The organism is Methanolapillus ohkumae (genome assembly GCF_032594355.1).
In the GTDB taxonomy this organism is placed as follows: domain Archaea; phylum Halobacteriota; class Methanosarcinia; order Methanosarcinales; family Methanosarcinaceae; genus Methanolapillus; species Methanolapillus ohkumae.
Window position 1 is genome coordinate 1,864,248 of record NZ_CP131061.1, and the last position, 18,860, is coordinate 1,883,107.

The following is an 18,860-nucleotide window of genomic DNA, read 5'->3' on the forward strand; positions in this document are numbered from 1 at the left end:
ATGAAAATAAAAACATGTCTTCTCTTGTTTATTATTTCAACGCTTATTTTCAGCATAAATCCGGGTTTGGCAGACGATTCAAAACTTGAAAAAACAGAAAAGCCGGAAATGCCCGAATTTCATAGGGTTCAGACAGCGGATGATTTTAAAAAAATCGGCAACGACTGGGGACTTGATGGAAAATATACTTTGATTGCCGACATTGAAATCGTGGATGAAACCTGGCAGCCGATCGGGTCCGCGAGCCGCCCGTTTACCGGAAGTTTTTCCGGTCAATTCTTTACGATTACATTTTCCAAGGACACAAAACTGATTCAGCCGGATGGTCCGGAAACGAACGGTGAGGCAAACGGATATGGATTGTTTGGCAATGTTGAAGGGGAAGCTCAAATTCATAATCTGACGGTCATTTTGAAAGGAAATATGACCGGTGAAAACAATGTCGGCCCGCTGGTTGGAATCGTTGACCGGCCTGATGTCAACCGATCAATTGCCTTTTGGAATTGTTCCGTTCAAAGTCAAAATAATGCCATCGTCATCGGAAAAAGTAATGTCGGCGGGATTGTTGGTTCATGGAAAAATGGAACGATTGAAAATATTTCCTCGGATGTTACCGTCAAAGCCGAATCCGAAAATGCGGGCGGTCTTATTGGAAATGCATATGTTTGCAACATTTCGGACTCATTTGCAGCGGGCGACGTGAAAGCCGGACAGGAAAATGCCGGCGGTTTGATCGGATATGTAAAAAGCGGCCGGATTTTTAACACTTATGCCGCCGGAAATATCAGTTCCAAAAACAACGTCGGCGGATTTATCGGATACATTTCGGATGAAATAAATTTGTCCTACTGTACTGCAACGGGAGTCGTCAAAACAGATGAATCCAAAACCAAGACCGGGTTTTTCGGAGGAGAAAACGGCGGAAATAAATCGATTGTAAATGGTTGCTTTTACCGGGGCGTTGAAGTCAATTAACCGATAAGCCAAACGCCCGGTATTTTGCAATACAATAAAAGAAGGTGGCAAAAGAAGAATTTGTTTTGAAATATTTTTGTTTTGAAACCGTTTGAAATAATCTTATTTTGAAACAATTTCAATCATTTTTTCCATGTCTTTTGACAAATGAATTTCCGATATTTTTTTGCTGCATTTCCGCCTTTGAACAACATATTCATGAGCGAATGCCCGACTCATGAAATTAATTTCTTGAAAATCAACAACAATTTCCTTTGCGGAATTGAGTTCTATTTTTTCAAATAACTCCATCGCAGATTCTCGAATAAAAAGAACCGGCGAGATTTCGTTGGCGAGATTTATTTTTTCAATAGAACTCATCGGAGGAACCTCTCTTTCCCTTGAAATGTTGATAAACGTCAATGTAGTCATATAAATTAACTTGTTTTTTTGGATTTCTTAATCCAATAAGTGTTCCTGAAATATTATATTTTTCTTTGCATTCGCAAAGAAGCGGATCCGCATTTGGTTCAATGAAAACCGCTCCCTTTTGAGAAGCAATAAACAGTTCTCCGCCAAACCCGTTGACAATGATTTGAGCCGAAGAATTCATTCCATGACCACGTGACCCTTCTTCATAAAACATTTTTTTTGAAGACATGCCATTTATCGCTTTAAGGATGAGCACACTGTCCTTTTGATTTTCAAAAACAAAATCGTATTTTTTTAAAGACTGAGGAATCGAAATGCCGTCATCATAAAAACAAACTTCTAAAAATGGATGGCTCTGATTCTGAAATTTGCGAATCATCACATAAGCTTTTGAAAAGCCGGAGTGGTTGAAAATATTGCCGCCAAGTTCATACAAAACATACTTTAAAGCTTGTCCGCCATATTCCAATGACATTTGGTTAACCGTATTAAAAAGTAAATCCGCTTCTCTAAATTCCGGCTTTAATTCCTCAATTTCAAAAAACTCCGTGTCGCTGCGATTGCCGGCCGGTTTTATTTTTGGAATTTGGCTCCAAACATCCGGATGAATCAAATACCTCCGGCTCAAAATTTCAGGCAAAGGCGGCAAAAGTGTTATCGGATAGGGCAGCAAAATATTTTCGATGGATTCATTGTTTCGAATTTTTTCTCTCAGCCGACCGAATTCTAAAAAGCAATCTTTTAAGTTTGTGTTTTCCATGAAAAACGGAAAAACTATCAACCATTTTAAATATTTTTACATTTTTAGAAAATAAATTTAAATGATTTTAATGATATTGTTTTTATTAAAAATAATAAATGAAAAAAGGAATAGAAAATAAAAAAAGATAAAGAGAAAGATAAAGAAAAATGAGCCGCCATTTTTGTTGAAATATTTAAAAATTTGCAGTCATACCGCGCGCACACCGCCACTCGAAAAAAAAGAAAAGGAAAAGGAAAAAAGAAAATGAATTGTTCATGACCTGCCATCATAAAAAACGTAACCGACGTTTTCCTTTTCAACTAAAACCGCGCTTTGGTGAAGTTCTTTTAAAACATCATTCATAATCGCAATAATGTGTTCTTCATCCGTTCGGTAAAAAACATACACGAGCGTATTTTCATCAATCAAAACACCATTTTCAGTTGTCCAATGCCCGGAAGCCTCAAACACCGTGTAACCCGGAACATATTTGTCGCAAATCGGATTCACAATCTGTTTGGCTTCCTCCAAAGAATAGATGGCGTTTCCGTTTTTATCGCTTGTTCCGACATAGAGCGTGTATTTTTCAACTTCTTGGTAATCCAAGGCAGTCTCGGGTTGAGAAGGATGGGAGAAATAAATCCATCCAGCAAGACCGGCGGTTGCCAAAAGATTGACCAAAAGCAGAATTAAAATGACAACTTTCATTGTTTTTATTCTCTTTTTATCGTCCATTTTTATCCCTCTTTTTCTCTTTTTTATCCTTTTTTCTTTTATTTCTCTTTATCCCTTTTTATTTCTCTTTATCCCTTTTTACTTCAATAATTTTTTCTTGATTTCACCAAGTTTTAGCAATGCTTCCACCGGTGTCATATGATCAACATTCAATGCCGCCAGTTCAACTTTAACAGCTGCGGTGTCGGGGTCTTCAATGTGTTTTTCAACAACTTTTTCAACAACTCTCTCAATGACTTTTTCAACCACGCGTTCGTTCTCCGCGGACGGGTCCACCAAAAGGAGTTGCGTGTAGCGTGCACCGCGCTTCTTTTTACCGTCGCCTTCGCTCTCATTCTCAATCATGTTTTCATTTTCAAGCTCTCTGAGAATTTCCGATGACCGCTCAATTACTTTATCGGGAACGCCGGCCAATTTCGCGACATGAATTCCGTAACTTTTGTCGGTGGCACCCGGCAGAATTTTTCGCAAGAACACCAAATCTTTCCCGGTTTCCAAAACCGCAATATGATAATTTTTCAGCCGTTTGAGTTTGTTTTCAAGCGCCGTCAACTGATGGTAATGTGTCGCAAAAAGCGTTCGGATTCCTTTTTTGTCTTTGTTGTGAATAAACTCCGTCACCGCTTTTGCAATGCTGTAGCCGTCGTATGTGCTGGTCCCCCGGCCAATTTCATCCAACAAAATTAAACTGCGCTCTCCGGCATTGTTTAAAATGTTGGACAATTCCACCATTTCCACCATAAACGTACTCTGGCCGGCCGCTAAATCGTCATACGCCCCGATTCTTGTGAAGATGCGGTCGACAATTCCGATTTTGGCGTAAGACGCCGGCACAAACGATCCGGCCTGCGCCATAAGCACAATCATCGCCACTTGGCGCATGTATGTGGATTTTCCCGCCATGTTCGGACCGGTAATCAGCAAAAATTGATTCTCCTGCGCATCTATTTCCGTATCATTGGGAACAAAAGACGATGCGGAAGAACTGAGTGTTTTTCCGGCATTTGTCGCTTTTTCCACAATCGGATGGCGCCCATCGCGAATCAAAATTTCAAAACCGTTGTCCACTTCCGGACAAACGTAATTGTTATCAATTGCAACCTCCGCAAAACCGCACAAAACGTCCACTTCGGCGATCAATTTTGAAATATTCTGAATCTCTCGGGCGTAGCCGGAGACTTTATCCGTGACGGTTTTAAAAATATTGTATTCAACCGCGACCGCTCGATCGTCCGCCGACAAAATCAGGCTTTCCCGCTCTTTGAGTTCCGGCGTATAGTAGCGCTCTCCGTTCGCCATTGTTTGTTTTCGGATGTAATTGCTTGGAATGGAATTCTTGTAAACGTTGGTGATTTCAATAAAATAGCCGAAAACTTTGTTGTAGCCGACTTTTAAACTTTTAATGCCGGTCCGCTCCCGCTCATCCGCCTGAAATTTTGCGATCCAATCTTTACTGTCGCCGGCGGCGTCCCGAAGGTCATCCAGTTCGGCATTGTAGCCGGGCTGAATCATTTTACCTTCCCGAACCGTAATCGGCGGCTCGTCAACGATGGCTTGGGTGATGAGGTCAATGAGTTCCTCGTAGAAATCAAAATCAATCAATTCGTTTTTTATGTCTTCCATCAACGCGGACTCTCCGCCAAGCAAATTCGTGTCTAAGAGATGGGAAATTTCCGGAATTTTAAGGAGAGAATTGCGCATGGAAATTAAATCCCGCGCATTGGAATTGCCGTAAATCATCCGGCTGACCAGTCGCTCCATGTCTGAAATTTCCGACAAACATTTCCGAAGGTCAAACCGAAGCAAATTGTTTTCTTTCAAAAATTCAACCGCAAAAAGACGGTTTTGAATGGATTTTGGCAAAAGAAGCGGCCGCAGCAACCAATTTTTAAGAAGACGGGCACCCATCGGTGTTTTGGTTTTATCCAAAATCCGGATGAGAGAATAATTGGTTTCCTCGTCGCGGACATTTTTAATGATTTCCAAGTTACGCAGCGTCATGGAATCTAATATGACGTAATCGGATGTGGAATAGGTCCGAATGAATTGAATATGTTCCAAGTCGCGCATTTGTGTTTGAATGGCGTAGCTGAGTGCTTTTCCGGCGGAAAGAATGGAATAATCTTTTCCGCGCAGCCCCATGCCTTCCAAGGTTGATGTTTTGAACCGGGAATTCAGTAAGTCTTCCGCGGCTTTTGTTTCGGCGGCAAAATTTTTGTCCATCGGAAAAGAGCCGGTTTTGATTTTTCCTTCCAGAAATCTGTCAACCAATATCGAATTTTTCAAAAGGGCGGGCTGCAAAAGACATTCCGACGGCTTGAATTTCGCAACTTCGCTCATGACTTTTTCATAAGGAGCGGCGTCTTCAAATTCCGTCGTCAAGAATTCGCCGGTGGAAATGTCCAAAAATGAAATTCCAAAAGTTTCAACATCCGGCGAGGCTGAACCTTTTTTGACGGATTTGGAATCCCTCGGTTTCGTTTCCGAAGAATCTGTGGATTCTGGTTCCTTTGAACTCGATTCCTTTGAACTCGATTCCTTTGAACCGGTTTCTTTGGGTTCTTTAAAAGAGCCGGAAATCACCATCAAGTAGTTGTTGGACGAATCGGTAATAATTGATGAATCGATTGCGGTCCCCGGCGTTACCACCCGGACAATGCCGCGTTTGACGACGCCTTTGGCTTGTTTTGGGTCTTCCAATTGTTCACAAATGGCGACCTTGTATCCTTTTTTGATGAGCCGCGGCAAATATGTATCAATCGCATGGTAAGGAATTCCGGCCAGCGGCATTTTTTGTCCGTCTGCTGTTTTTCCACGATTGGTCAGCGTGATTTCAAGTTCCCTTGAAATCGTTTTGGCGTCTTCCCCAAACGATTCGTAAAAGTCACCCATTCGGAAAAAAACGAGAGCGTCCGGACACTCTTTTTTGGCATCATAATATTGACGCATGGCCGGCGTTGACTGGTCCATTTTGATCTGCCTTTGAAATGTTTAAATAATATAAAAAATAATTAATACTACCGATTGAATTTAAGATTGTTATTTTTATTTCACGTCTTGTCTATTATATCTATTATTATTCAATGAATAAACCGTAAACCGGAAGTGAAAAATCATGAAACATATTTGTCCTCAATGCGGATATACGGAACTTTATATGGAAAGCGGCGGCATTATGGGAAATATTTACCACTGCAAAAGATGCAATTATGTCGGATCCTTCGTCATTGAAGGAGAAGAAGACATGATTCAGGAAATTGAAGAAGGACGCAAAGTCGAAACCGGAAAACCATAATTTTTCATTTTTTCATAATTTTTTATTTTTTATTTTTTTTTGTTTTTCCCATTTTGCTTTTCTTTTTAATTTGATTTTTACATTTTTTATTTACTTTCGTCTCTTCTTGTTTTTGGATATTTGCTGAGCTTCTTTTTTCGCGTCTTCCCGCTCTTTTTCAGATTCAGATTCATCGGTAACGGCGGCGGCGAAAAAGTTTTTTTCCGCATTGCTGACGTACTTGCCGGAATTTTGCGCATCCGATTTTGTAGAACTGCCCGCATTTGAAACGGGGTCTGCGTCTTTAGAATTTGCGTGATTGAATTCGGCATCCGATTTTTTATCTTCATCAATTTTGTTTGAATCCGGACTTTCCATTTCTGTTTCTGTTTCCGATTCCGCATTCGCGTTCTCGTTGGCATCGGCGTTCTCGTTCTTTATATTTTCGTTTTTTTCCGGCATTTTTTCACTCATTTTTTCGCCGGAAAAAACATCCACAATTTCAAGATCCGCCTGTTGTTTGGATTTGCCAGCCTGCGCTTTTCTGCGGGATTGCCGGTTTTTCCGGGAAGAGGAAACTTTTGATCCGGATGTTTGCGTTTCTGTTTCCGTGCTTACGTCTGTTTTTGATTCAAAGCCTGTTTTCGTTGCGTTCGCTTGGATTTCGGAATTCGTATCCGAATTTGAATCTGCGCCGGCGCCTGTATTAATATTTGAATTCATACCGGTTTCCACATCTGTTCTTACGCCAGTTTCCGCATCTTTTCCTACGCCGGTTTCCGCATCTGTTTCCACACCGATTTCCGCATCTGTTCCTACGCCGGTTTCCGCATCTGTTCCTACGCCGGTTTCCACATCTGTTTCCACATCTGTTTCCACGTCACCGTTTTCGTCCACGTCATCCGTTTCCGCCGGCTTTTCCCGAACATTGGTTTTGAGATAATCAACCGATTCCGATCGGGATAAAATTTTGGTCCCTTCTTTGTCGATATTTCTCGGATCAAATTCACCCAGCACAAACCGGACGTTGCCGGAAGAAATCTTTCCTTCGACAAAGGATGTTTCGTGAATGAGAATGGATTTCGCGCTGATATTTCCGCAAATCGTTGCGTTTTTATCCAAAATAAGTTTTCCGGACGCCTGAATATTTCCGATGACTTTGGCACCCCCGGACAAAAGAACATCGCCTTTTGAGCGCAAGTCGCCGTTGAAAACAAAATTTTCGCCGGCTTCAAAATTTTTACAAATAATTTTTCCCATCCATTCGCAATCGTTTCCAAAGACAGCGTTGTCCGGAATATTCGTGCTGCTGCCGGAAATTTTCGAGCCGAGCGGGATAATTAAAAGCCGGCCGGTTCCGATAATTTTGGATAAATCCATCTCCTTCAATTTTTCCAAATCGAGTTCCTCATCGTCTTCAAAAAGATCAGACAGGGCCTTGTCGATTTCCTCACTGGTTTTCCCAACCCCGATAAGCTCACGGATGTAGAGAAAAATAAAAATCATAATCGGAAGCGGATTTCGAACGACCACCCACCCTTTGGACAAGAAACCGCCGTTTAATTTGACTTCTTTGCCGATGTCCAAATCGCCGTCCACAACAATTTTTCCGTTGATGACAGTAAATTCCCCTAAATAAACGTCACCGCCGGCATGAACATCTTTTTCAAATTTGCACCAAACGTCCGCCCGAATGTCGGATTCCGCTTGCACCTGCCCCGCAATCAGAACGCCTTCCCCAACCATCATCGTATCCGCGAAAATATCACAGCCGACCGCCGCGTGATTTCCAATCACCATACTCGCCGGCGTTGTTAAAATATTATCCTGTAACCGGGTGTGATCGGGAATGACAAATGTCATAAAAATGTTTTCGGGCAGTGGCGTCAGCTCCTCTTTTATTGGTGGCGGTTGAAGAAAATATAAAAAATGAATGGGAATTGAAATAAAATGATAAATAAATATAGATAAAATAATTCTTGAATGGAATATGATTGAGCCTATTGGGATTTAAAATTATTGTAAACAATTGGAAAAAATTTCAGACAAGATTGACCAAATTTTTAAATATCTTATTTCATTTTTCTGTTCATGCACGAACAGGGAATTTCCGAAGAAGAAATTTTTGAAGAACTGGAACGGTTTTCTTCTTTGGACACGAATTTTAAAAAGGTGATGAGTTCCATGTGTACCCTCCCTCATCCCATTGCAATTCGTGCGCATCAGCGTTTTATTCATACCAATATCGGAGATCCCGGACTGTTTATCGGAACTTGCGAAATGGAGAAACAAGTCATTGAAATGGCCGCCGTTCTTTTAAAACATGACAATCCAAAAGAAGCAGCCGGACATTTGACATCCGGCGGAACGGAGTCCAATATCGAAGCGGTTTACCATATGAAAAACCGATTCATGCATGCGAAAGACACAAATGAAAATGATGCCGGTGCAAGAAGTGAAAACGCAAAAGATGTCAAACTGAATTTGATTGTTCCGGCAACCGCTCACTTTTCTTTTGAAAAAATTGCCAACATGTTTAATCTTCAGCTCCGCAAAGCGGAGCTTGATTCGACTTACCGGGTTGTTCCCCGGTCGGTCGAATCTAAAATTGATGAAAACACCATCGGAATTATCGGGATTGCCGGCAACACGGAATTTGGGGAAATGGATCCGATTGGAAAACTGTCGGAAATCGCCATCAAGAATAACCTTCCGCTTCATATTGATGCTGCTTTTGGTGGATTTGTGTACCCGTTTTTAAAGGATCAAAATGAACTCAACCAATTTGGGTTTGACCTTCCGGGCGTCACTTCCGTATCCTTAGACCCGCACAAAATGGGTTTTTCCGTCATTCCGGCCGGAATTATTGTTTTTAAAAACGCGTCCGTGCTGGACACATCGTTGGACCGGATCAAAGTAAAAACGCCTTACTTGACCAGCAATTATCAGTCAACACTCACCGGAACCCGTCCCGGGTCAGCCGTTGCCGCGACATACGCCGTCATGAAATATTTGGGCCGGGAAGGCTATCAAAAAAATGTGGCCTATTGCCTGGATTTAACGGAATATTTGTTCCAAAAATTGATCGGGATCAAGCTTAAGCCGAAATTTCCTGCCATTAACATAATGGTTGTGGAAGTCGGCGGAGTTCAGCAAACCACACACATCCGGCGGTGCTTACGTGAACAATTCGGGTGGTACATTTCGGAAACAAAAACAAAAGTCGCGCTCCGCTTGGTTTTAATGCCACACGTCACCAAAGAAGACATTGACCAATTTGTCCTGGATTTGAAATATATTCTGGACAATGAAGATTTGGAATGCACCTGTTGCTAAAACAGCTTTTAAAAAAACAACTTTAACAACCGTTTTTAATAAAACATTAAACAGTACAAATTGTGCTGTTTCTTTTTTATATTTATTTCTGTTTATGTTTATATCTTTGTTTAAATTTCGTTGTCTCTGTTTAAATTTATTTGTCTCTGTTTAAATTTCGTCGTCTCTGTTTAAATTTATTTGTTATTATTTTTAAATTTCGTTGTTTCTGTTTAAATTTATTTATTATCATTTTTAAAATTTTTATAAATATATATATTCTTTTTTAAATTTTTTATTATATTATATTAATTTTAATCAGATAGATTTATTATAATCACCCCGTTTACCATTATACCAATGTCCATTATTATTCATACAATTGTTTAATAATATATTTATATGTTGAAAACATATAAAGTATTATAAGATATAATATTAATAAAAAGGCATAATCTATGAAAATTCAAAAAAATGATATTAAAATTGGATTTATTATTTTGATCGTTCTCTTGCTCGCACTTTTTTTTACGACTTGCCTGAGTCAAAAAACAAAAGAAACGTTGTGCGATTGTTCCATTTCAAATTCCGCCGGAGAAGGATTTATTTATCGCGGCGAGAACGGGCAAACTCAGGCAAATCCGCCCGCTGATCCGGTTCATGTCCTTCCGGGAGGCAACGGCCGGGGCCCTGACTTTTCAGCAGAACTCTATGATTTTAAATATGATTCCGGAATCGGAACCCTTCGATTACTTGTCACTCCCAAAAAACCGATCTCCAACCCATTGGATATCAATACATATGTTGTCGGTTTTAGAAATATCAACAATCCGAATGATAACAATGTGGGAACGGTAACCCATGTGGAGGAATATACATCCGACCCAGCGGTTTATTTGGTTTCAATTCAAGGCACTCCGTTAAACACCCCGGGAAGCGGTCAATCCTACACCTATTCCATTTCAAACAGAACCGGACTTCCGGGAACCGTCAATTACCCGTTTGAATCCGGAATCGGAACCAACGCAAATCCGTTTACAATAGAAAATATTGTTCAATTTGACGCCCTTCGATATTACACGAACAGCGATGCCGTCGCTTCTGAAAAATATTTCCAGCTGAATGTGGATTTGGAATATCCGGAGGATTGGAATAATGCATCAAATCCATTTGAACGGGCCGGAAATGATGATTCCGGGTGGTCCCCCATCGGCAGCGGCGACTTGGATGCTTTTGATGGAAAATTCAACGGAAACGACAAACAGATGACAGGTTTTTTCATTGACAAACCGGCTTTGGATTATGTCGGGATTTTTGGGTCAACCGCCTCCGCTTCAAAAATTGAAAATATCACGGTGGATTTGACCGGACAAAATATTGTCGGGAAGAGCAACGCCGGTAGTTTAGCCGGTTCAAATGGAGGATCTATTTCCAATGCTGAGATCGTTGTTGAAACAATCACTGGAAACGGCGGCAATGTCGGCGGTTTGACCGGCTCGAATTTCGGGTCTATTTTCAATGCCAATGTCACTGTAAAAACCGTCACAGGACAGGGCGACAACGTCGGCGGATTTGCCGGCTATAACCTCGGAACGATTTCCACTCCCGATTCATTTTCTGCCGGAACCGTAACGTCGACCGGTAATAATGTCGGGGGTTTTGTTGGCAACAATGCGGCCCTTATAGAAAATAGTGTAATTATTACATCCGGTACCCTTGAAATGACCTCTCCGCTCACTTTCTCAAAACCCGTTTTTGGAAACAGCTATGTCGGCGGAATGATTGGACATAACACCGGAAAAATAACAAATATGAGTTTAGAGAATGTGATTACCGTAACGAGCGAAGCAGCCGTAAGCGGGACGGGAGGAGGTGTTGGCGGTTTTATGGGTTATAACACCGCATCGGGAACAACACTGAGTTACATCACAACACAAAATGATGTGACCGCCATGAACGGAGCGGGAGTTGGGGGCTTAATCGGCGTCAATACGGGAGATATCATGTATGCTTCAGCCTGCGGAAACGTCATTGGAAATCAAAAATCAGGTGGTTTGCTTGGAACAAATTCGGGAAATGTCTCCTATGTAAAAACCGTTAAAAAGGCGGATGGCACCGCCGGAAAAGTAACAACAACCGGGAGTTATGTCGGCGGACTGGTCGGTCAAAATTCCGGAAATATTTCCTATGCGGAAACCGTGACAAGTGTAGAGGGTGTCGCTTCGGTCGGTGGTTTGATTGGCCATTTTTCAAAAGGCAGTGTCTCCAATTGTCAAATCGGAACAAGTGAAACCCGAATTTCAATTCAAGGAAACACAAGAGTTGGTGGTTTGGCCGGCAACAGCTCCGGAGATATTTCAAGTTCAGTTGTTTTTTCAAGCATTACGGCCTCTTCAAACAGTGTTGGTGGTCTTGTCGGCGATAATGAGAAGAATGGTCAAATTATTTACGATTCGGATTCCTTGGTGGATTCAAGCATTTCCGCACCAAGCAGTTCCACGCCAAACAGTTCTAATGTTGGCGGCCTTGTCGGCAACAATGCCGGAACAATGAAAATCAATTCTTCGTTTAGTCCGCTTTACCCTTTTTCCGGAAATGCGAGTGTTGGCGGATTGGCCGGCAGTAATGGCGGAACGATTGAAATTAATGCTCCGCTGACTTTTTCAAAACCCATTTCCGGAAACAGCAGTCTTGGCGGGGTGATTGGTTACAGTACCGGAAAATTAACGAATCAAAGCGCCACCAATACGATTACCGTGACGAATGACGCTTCCGTAACCGGCACGGGAAGTGCGATCGGTGGTTTTATTGGAAACAGTAAAGCAGCCGAAATAACGTATTGTTATGTGACAACGCAAAACAATGTGACCGGAACCCATCTGGTTGGCGGTTTAATTGGAATTCAAAATATAACTCCGGCAAACAATGTTAATGTTCACCATGTTCAATCTTCCGGCACCGTTCGCGCAACAATTTCCACTCAGGGAGAACATACCGGCTCTGCCGGTGGTCTCTTCGGACTTTTCGATAACGGAAATTTGAGTGATTCAACGACATCCTCTATTGTCGTTGGAGAAAATTGCCGTTTTGTCGGTGGATTGGTGGGTAATTCTACGAATTTGACAATTGAAAATTGCTCGGCAACAGGGAGCGTTACCGGAAACCGTGATGTCGGGGGCTTAGTTGGGCGGATTTCAAACTCTACTTCCATCCAAAACAATTCCGCACATGGTTCTGTCATCGTAACAAATAGTGGAACTTCACCTCATATGGATGCGGGTGGCTTAATCGGAAGAGTGAGCAATTCCACCATTCAAAATTGTTATGCGGAAGGGTCTGTTAATATGCCCAACATATCAACAGGTAGTTTTGCAAATGCCGGGGGATTAATCGGTAGCATAGCAAATGGTACATCCATTTCGAATTGTTACGCATCCGGAGATGTGAAGGGGTATTCAAATATCGGTGGTCTTATCGGAAACAGTGACACCAGTTCCAAAATTTCATCCGGCGTTGCTTTAAACAGTATAATCGAAGGGACTTCAAACCGTCATAGAATTCTTGGGACAGGGGCACCGACGTTGCAAAACAATTATGCACTTCAAGGAATGATCGGCGGCGGAACAAGTTTTGGTTTAACCGGAATAGATGGGGAGAATGTGAGTTCAACAAATTCTAAATCCGAAGAATTCTATGACGGAACTCTTCCATCTGCCCTGGCTTGGGATTTCACGACACCGGTTTGGAAATTCGTTAGTGGAAGCGATTATCCAAGGCTTTCTTGGGAAACGTAAAAACCGCCATTGGTTTTTCGTTTTTCAATTTTTTTCTCTTTTTTTCTTTTTCTCTCATTAAATTTGTTTTCTGATTTTTTAAAAGATTAATTTTTCAATACACCTTTTGCTGCCTTTTTTAGAACTATTAAAAGCGGTATTTTTGTTTTTATTTTTAAAACGATGTCAGAAGAGTTAAATCAAGTAAATTTGTTCAAAAAACAATATTATTTTTGTAAAGTGGCTGCGAATACAATTTTTAAAATTTAATAAACAAAAAAAGATATGTAGGATGTTTATTAAAAATGTTTATTTGAAAAAATTAAAACTGATTTGTCGCCTATTTAAACTTATTAGTCGTTTGAATATATTTGGAAAATCTCTGATTTTTTTAAATGATGGGAAAATTAATATAATACTTAATTTAATTAATCAAAAGAGTTGAAATCAAACGTATTTGATTGAGACTTGAATTGACGCCGGCGGAAAATCCGGCGCCAATTTTTAGTGAGTGAATCAAAACTGAGAAGTCCGATTCGCTCACATATTGGTTTTAGAGTATTTAAAATAAACTCAGTAAAACAATACTGTGAGGAATAAAATGAAAAATAACTGTTTAAAATTTGTCTCATTATTGATAGTTTTAATGATGACATTGTGTTTGATCCCAACAACAATAGCTGAACAAAATGTAAATGATGTAAAAGTGCACGACTTATCAGAATTACATCTAAACTTTGACATTAGTAGCATCGATGCAAGTAATATTTCTGAAAAAGAAGCAACCAAGATGTCAGAAACTGCAAGATTAGCAATTGAAAAAGAAATTGAAAAAGAAATTGAAGCATCTGTTAAAGGATTATCGCGCAATCCATCCCAAACAAAAGTTGCACAAGCCGTAACTCTTGGTAGAAATACATCATTTTCAACAGCTGACACATTAAATTATTCGACAAGTAAATGGGGAGTTAGTTTAAAAACCGTAACAAATTCTACTTCAAGTACATCCTCCAAAACTTCACAAGAATTTGCTTTTGCCTATCCGGGTGTCGGTGGATGCGGTGCTTGGGCCTATGTAGGACAAAAATTTAATGTTAGTGGATCCGGTTCGCAGAATGCAAATATAAGAATGATAGGAACGATTAGTGGGGATACAGAAGCTTTAGGAGGAGCTACCGCTGGCAGCAAAGCTGAACTTGTTATTTACGATTTTACTACGGGGACATCTTACAAAGAAACAATATATAATCAATCAAGATCCATAGCTGGCGTTTCCAGAGTAAATCAAAGTTTCAATGTTGGAAAAACAGTTCTATTGCAGGGCGGCCACCAGTATGTTGCTTATTTATTGATTGAAGGAACTGCTTCAGCTGTTGTTGCTGGAGAGGCTGGATCTGATTTTGGTCCATGGGATGGAGGAATTGGCGATCCTGCATTCCAGGGTGTAAAATATTCAATAATTTATATTGATTTTTAAAGGTAATAGAAAAATTGAATGGCAATGGAATGATGTTTATCATTTTAGATGAATTCGTTTTATTGCTTTTTTATTTTTTACATTTTTAATTTAAATGAAGCATTTTTCCTGTTTATTGCAATAATAAATTCTTTCAAAAATCTAATTAATTATATTATGCATCATGAGAGGGATTTCCTTTGAAAAAAGAGAGAGGCGAATACTTAAAAGAAATGCGTTCGACAAACGATAAAAACATTGCTATATATCTGTTGTCTGAAATAAAAACAAAAATTTGTAATAGCTTTTCTTTTTATCTTTTCTTTTTATTCATTGTGATTTTTCCTGGTCTTTATGCCATTCTTGAATTGGTTGGTATGGTTTTATCACCAGGTTCCTACGACTCTTTATTTATTTCTCTGATCAATTATTTAATGATATTATTTGTAATATTTATTTTTACATCTGTCATTAGAGGACTTTATGACACGTATTTATTGTACCTTGAAAGACAAGAAATGTTAAAAATATTTAATGAAAATATGGACGACTATTTAAATCAGGAAAATAAAGATATGAGGTCTGGTTCAAATCCATATTATAAATATTTGTACTATTCGGAAAATAAAGAAAAAGCTTTTACAATTATAGATAAAACAAGAAAATGGAAGAATAAGTCACTATTGTCGAGTATTTCTCTTTTTATTATTACATTGTTATGTTTGATATGGTTTAATTTTTTTGTTTCGTTCTTCTTTCTCATTGTAGCAATTTGGGAATTATTCATTTATGTAACGAGGTCTCAAGAATACAAAAAATCTTTAGAATTTTTTAATAGTAAATGGGGATGATTTTAACTAATTTATTTAACTCCAGATAGCCTAAATTATTGACCAAATTCTTTCCATTCTTCCCATTTTTTCAACTTCTTTTTCTTTAATACAAATCCATCCGCCTCTTTTCATCACATGGTATTTAAATAATTAAAAGTGTTTTTAGTATCATGACTTCCAAACCAAAGATTCGTTTTTACCCTTCTTCTAACACTTACGTTATTCCCAAAGGTTCTTTTTTTGAGGACAGCATTCTGATTCACGGAAATTTAATTGCCGGCCCCGGTGTTCACTTCTGGAAAAATGTGATTGTCGAAGGAAACGTTCAGTTGGGAAAGGGCTGCACGCTTGCCGGAAATTTAAAAGCGGTCAATGTCATCGTTGGCGCGAAATCCAAAGTCGGCGGCAAAATTACGGCGGATTGGAACACCTCCGTTTTTCAAAATTCGGAAATCGGCTCCATTGAATGTCTGGGGCATTTGGTGATTATGAATGGCTGCGTTGTCGGGTATGCGAACGCCGAAAAAACCATGGAAATTCTTGGGAAAGCCGACATTAAGAAAATCGGACGGGTCACCAAAGTGACCGTTCGCACGAATGAGGTTTTGCCGGTCCCGGAAGAGAAAGATATTCCTGCAGAATTTGAAAACATGGATGACGGTCCTTCCGGCAAAATGAATTTTGAAGTCGAAGCAATTGAAATCGAAACGGCTACAGCCGAAACGATTGCAACCGAACCTGTTGCATTCGAAACTGTTGAATCCGAAACGATTGAAATTGATATAAAAACAGGAGCGGAAGAAAATTCTGATTTTGAAATCATTGAGCCGGAATCTTTGAAAATTGAAGAAGCCGAATTTAAAATTGAAGAAGCGAATGAATCGGCGGACACGATTTTCGCGGATGCCGGCGGCACCATCGGCGAAGATGAAACCGATGACGCGGAAATCATTTCACATACGGAAAGCGGCATTGTGACCAAAACTGTCATTGAAACGGCATTTGGACCGGTGACGATTGAAGATTATGAATACGAAACGGAAGTCGAGTTTGATTTCGGATTGGAAGAAAATGGTTTGGAAAAGGAAGAGAGAAGCGAAAAGGAAACCGACAAGAACGCTTGCCCGAAATCCAAATTTTTAAAACACACGTCTCAAAAGTCCAAGCCGGTGGAGCCGGAAGACGACGATGCCGAAGTCTATGAAGATGAAAAAGAAAAAGATATGACCGGCTCGTATGTGAATTTTAACAAAAAAAGAAGAGCCGGCGGCGCCGAACTGATTTACGATGCCGAGCGGGACGGGAATTTTGACCCGACGCTTCCGGAAGATGAGGCGCGGCGGATTGAAAACACGCACTACGGAACCGACAGTCGGTCGCCCAAATTTGCGACAAAAACAGAAACAGTTTCGCCGGCAAAATTCAAAGCTGCGCCCGATCCGTTTAGTCCGGCCACCGGGTGCGTGACCGACAAAAAAATCTACAAGCCGTATGATGACGGAAAAACGAGAGCTTCTCAGCCGTCCAAACAACCGGCAAGAATCGGAGAAATTCCAATTTCCGAATTGATGAAAAAGGAAAAGGAAATCAAAAAACAACCGGCCGCTTCCAATGATTTTTACCGCTATCCGCCGGAATTTAGCGGGCGGAGCCGAGCCGGAGCCAAAACAAAAGTTCAATTGGATGAAACCGACCGGGAAGACGCGAAAAAGTGGTATGAGGAACGGCAGAGCGGTGTTTCCAAGACTTCTAAAAAGGAGTATCCGCCTTATATTTGATGTGAGGCGGCATTTTTTAAGTTTTAATTTTGGGTTTTGATGATGGATTTTTCTGATCAAGACCCTGATTTTTCATCATTCTTTTTTTCATCATCTACCAAAATGACCGGTTTGAAATCATCAAAATCTTGGTTTAATTCCAGAATCAAAATATCTCTTGCCTTTTTTGTAATAATCCAAAATCGTTGAGGAGTATACGGCTTATTTGCATCGTTCCCAAAATATTCAAATGTCAAATTAAAATCCAATGCATTCATGGTATCTGATTGAGAATAAGAAACAGAGTCAATTACAAGCACATCATCTCCCATTAAATAACGTGTGCCATAAACTTCTGTTTCAGGTCTTACAGGAGGCATCAAATGTGTTGCCAAAAGTTGAAAATATTTTACTTTTTCGATTGCATTTTTCTTTTTGTTACGAACCGGACGAATTTGAAAACCTGATAAATTGTATTTATGAAGAACGTCAAGGGCTTTTTCACTCACAATAATTTCGCCGTTATATGTTAGAGCATAATCAATGCCTTTTAATTTCTTAAAATCAATAATCATGTCTTCCATCTGGATCCCAATTAACAGTCCTCTATTTTCTCTTTTGGGGTAACTGAATTTCGTACCGTCCGTTTTTCCTCCAAAATTATAATGCTTTTTATATTGGCAACAAATATAAAAAACGTATTCCCTGGATTCTATTTCGTTGTCTATTCGTATTTCTTCATCATTTCTTATCACAAACTTATTAACAATTAAAATGAGCAGTAAACTGATAGTCATTGAAAGAGCCATACTTAGAAATCCATAAAATAGTGTTATATTTTCAAGATTTACAAAATAATTTGGATTAAAAGTGTAAACAGAAAATGACAAAAAAGCAGTTGTCATAGAAAATACTGGAATTGTATAAACGAGTTTAATCCAAAAAACATCATATTTTTCATTAAAAACCACCAGAAAATCTTTTTTTGTCGAAAAATAAATTCCCGGAATGAGCGAAATCAGAAAAACACCATAAATTAAAAAATTCATTGGGATTCACCTGTTTCTAACCTTTTTCTTTTTTTTTCCATTTCTTCGGATTTCGGTTTCATAACTAAAATATACAACAATTTAGAAAATAAAGCATATAATAAACATGAGGAGGAAAGACTCAGCAAAGTAATTGAATATAAATTTTCTAATCCGATTAAACTTAAAAAATCAGATTGTAAATACAAAATGTAATCTATAATCTGCCACAAAAAAAGTATGTTAAATATATGTGCAATAAAAGATAAGAGCACTGTCATTCCCGAAGGATACATTATTTTTGTTTTTTTCACTCTTGCATAAAGTATTCCACATTGCGATAAGCAAAAAGTTATTGAAAAAACATATATCAAAATAAAAAGCAAGGTAAAAGATATTGGGCCTTTAAAAAAAAGGTATAAAAATAGAAATAACATGAATAAAATAGCGTATGTTTTTATATTGTAAAGTCTTGAAAAATAATATTGTGCTTCTTTTGTCATTCCTTTTCCTCTTCAAACATCAGTCAGAAATGTTTATTTTAATTTTATTTTAATTTGA

Annotated in this window: 14 protein-coding genes; 7 read left to right on the forward strand and 7 right to left on the reverse strand. The window is 39.4% G+C overall.

Translation table 11 applies throughout. The annotated features are described in order from the left end of the window. Positions 1-975, forward strand: coding sequence for a GLUG motif-containing protein (locus MsAm2_RS08210; RefSeq protein ID WP_338097760.1), 975 nt, complete (start codon positions 1-3; stop codon positions 973-975). Positions 976-1,077: 102 nt separating this feature from the next. On the opposite strand, the gene MsAm2_RS08215 is transcribed toward MsAm2_RS08210, so the two are convergent. The 4 genes from MsAm2_RS08215 to mutS all read right to left on the reverse strand — a co-directional run bounded on the left by MsAm2_RS08215 (position 1,078) and on the right by mutS (position 5,833). Then, complete coding sequence (locus MsAm2_RS08215) at positions 1,078-1,335, reverse strand: STAS-like domain-containing protein (protein WP_338097761.1); 258 nt, start codon at positions 1,333-1,335, stop codon at positions 1,078-1,080. Beyond that, positions 1,322-2,146 carry a hypothetical protein gene (locus MsAm2_RS08220; RefSeq protein WP_338097762.1) on the reverse strand — a complete coding sequence of 275 codons (825 nt, stop codon included), beginning with the start codon at positions 2,144-2,146 and terminating at the stop codon, positions 1,322-1,324. The genes MsAm2_RS08215 and MsAm2_RS08220 overlap by 14 nt, the downstream gene beginning before the upstream one ends. Before the next feature lie 255 nt (positions 2,147-2,401). After that, positions 2,402-2,863: a DUF3574 domain-containing protein gene (locus MsAm2_RS08225; protein ID WP_338097763.1), complete on the reverse strand. Its 462-nt coding sequence runs from the start codon at positions 2,861-2,863 to the stop codon at positions 2,402-2,404. Positions 2,864-2,941: 78 nt separating this feature from the next. Further along, the gene (gene mutS, locus MsAm2_RS08230) at positions 2,942-5,833 is read right to left on the reverse strand and encodes a DNA mismatch repair protein MutS (protein WP_338097764.1); all 2,892 of its coding nucleotides are present in this window, start codon (positions 5,831-5,833) and stop codon (positions 2,942-2,944) included. Positions 5,834-5,978: 145 nt separating this feature from the next. On the opposite strand from mutS, the gene MsAm2_RS08235 reads away from it, so the two are divergent. Further along, positions 5,979-6,158 carry a hypothetical protein gene (locus tag MsAm2_RS08235; protein WP_338097765.1) on the forward strand — a complete coding sequence of 60 codons (180 nt, stop codon included), beginning with the start codon at positions 5,979-5,981 and terminating at the stop codon, positions 6,156-6,158. A gap of 90 nt (positions 6,159-6,248) precedes the next feature. Here the strand turns inward: MsAm2_RS08235 and MsAm2_RS08240 are convergent, their stop codons facing one another. After that, positions 6,249-8,000 (reverse strand): polymer-forming cytoskeletal protein, encoded by a 1,752-nt coding sequence (locus tag MsAm2_RS08240; RefSeq protein WP_338097766.1) that lies wholly within the window; start codon positions 7,998-8,000, stop codon positions 6,249-6,251. Between the two features lie 228 nt (positions 8,001-8,228). Between MsAm2_RS08240 and mfnA the strand changes: the two genes are divergently transcribed. From mfnA to MsAm2_RS08265, 5 genes are all read left to right on the forward strand, one after another. After that, positions 8,229-9,473, forward strand: coding sequence for a tyrosine decarboxylase MfnA (gene mfnA / locus MsAm2_RS08245; RefSeq protein WP_338097767.1), 1,245 nt, complete (start codon positions 8,229-8,231; stop codon positions 9,471-9,473). Between the two features lie 437 nt (positions 9,474-9,910). Next, on the forward strand, positions 9,911-13,246 hold the full coding sequence (locus tag MsAm2_RS08250) for a beta strand repeat-containing protein (protein WP_338097768.1): 3,336 nt from the start codon (positions 9,911-9,913) through the stop codon (positions 13,244-13,246). Between the two features lie 580 nt (positions 13,247-13,826). After that, positions 13,827-14,702 (forward strand): hypothetical protein, encoded by an 876-nt coding sequence (locus MsAm2_RS08255; protein ID WP_338097769.1) that lies wholly within the window; start codon positions 13,827-13,829, stop codon positions 14,700-14,702. 179 nt (positions 14,703-14,881) lie between these two features. Further along, complete coding sequence (locus tag MsAm2_RS08260; RefSeq protein ID WP_338097770.1) at positions 14,882-15,532, forward strand: hypothetical protein; 651 nt, start codon at positions 14,882-14,884, stop codon at positions 15,530-15,532. 152 nt (positions 15,533-15,684) lie between these two features. Next, entirely contained in the window at positions 15,685-17,292 is a 1,608-nt protein-coding gene (locus tag MsAm2_RS08265; RefSeq protein ID WP_338097771.1) for a hypothetical protein, read from the forward strand. Positions 17,293-17,348: 56 nt separating this feature from the next. On the opposite strand, the gene MsAm2_RS08270 is transcribed toward MsAm2_RS08265, so the two are convergent. Together MsAm2_RS08270 and MsAm2_RS08275 are read right to left on the reverse strand one after the other, a co-directional pair. Beyond that, positions 17,349-18,320: a hypothetical protein gene (locus tag MsAm2_RS08270; protein WP_338097772.1), complete on the reverse strand. Its 972-nt coding sequence runs from the start codon at positions 18,318-18,320 to the stop codon at positions 17,349-17,351. Next, the gene (locus MsAm2_RS08275) at positions 18,317-18,802 is read right to left on the reverse strand and encodes a hypothetical protein (RefSeq protein ID WP_338097773.1); all 486 of its coding nucleotides are present in this window, start codon (positions 18,800-18,802) and stop codon (positions 18,317-18,319) included. Before MsAm2_RS08275 ends, MsAm2_RS08270 begins: the two co-directional genes overlap by 4 nt. Positions 18,803-18,860 lie beyond the last annotated feature (58 nt).

Coding starts and splice junctions, on each gene's coding strand:
- MsAm2_RS08240 (WP_338097766.1), bottom strand. CDS start 8,000: ATGACATTTGTCATTCCCGATCACACCCGGTTACAGGATAATATTTTA.
- MsAm2_RS08210 (WP_338097760.1), top strand. CDS start 1: ATGAAAATAAAAACATGTCTTCTCTTGTTTATTATTTCAACGCTTATT.
- MsAm2_RS08225 (WP_338097763.1), bottom strand. CDS start 2,863: ATGGACGATAAAAAGAGAATAAAAACAATGAAAGTTGTCATTTTAATT.
- MsAm2_RS08275 (WP_338097773.1), bottom strand. CDS start 18,802: ATGACAAAAGAAGCACAATATTATTTTTCAAGACTTTACAATATAAAA.
- MsAm2_RS08265 (WP_338097771.1), top strand. CDS start 15,685: ATGACTTCCAAACCAAAGATTCGTTTTTACCCTTCTTCTAACACTTAC.
- MsAm2_RS08250 (WP_338097768.1), top strand. CDS start 9,911: ATGAAAATTCAAAAAAATGATATTAAAATTGGATTTATTATTTTGATC.
- MsAm2_RS08235 (WP_338097765.1), top strand. CDS start 5,979: ATGAAACATATTTGTCCTCAATGCGGATATACGGAACTTTATATGGAA.
- mutS (WP_338097764.1), bottom strand. CDS start 5,833: ATGGACCAGTCAACGCCGGCCATGCGTCAATATTATGATGCCAAAAAA.
- MsAm2_RS08215 (WP_338097761.1), bottom strand. CDS start 1,335: ATGAGTTCTATTGAAAAAATAAATCTCGCCAACGAAATCTCGCCGGTT.
- MsAm2_RS08220 (WP_338097762.1), bottom strand. CDS start 2,146: ATGGAAAACACAAACTTAAAAGATTGCTTTTTAGAATTCGGTCGGCTG.
- MsAm2_RS08270 (WP_338097772.1), bottom strand. CDS start 18,320: ATGAATTTTTTAATTTATGGTGTTTTTCTGATTTCGCTCATTCCGGGA.
- mfnA (WP_338097767.1), top strand. CDS start 8,229: ATGCACGAACAGGGAATTTCCGAAGAAGAAATTTTTGAAGAACTGGAA.
- MsAm2_RS08255 (WP_338097769.1), top strand. CDS start 13,827: ATGAAAAATAACTGTTTAAAATTTGTCTCATTATTGATAGTTTTAATG.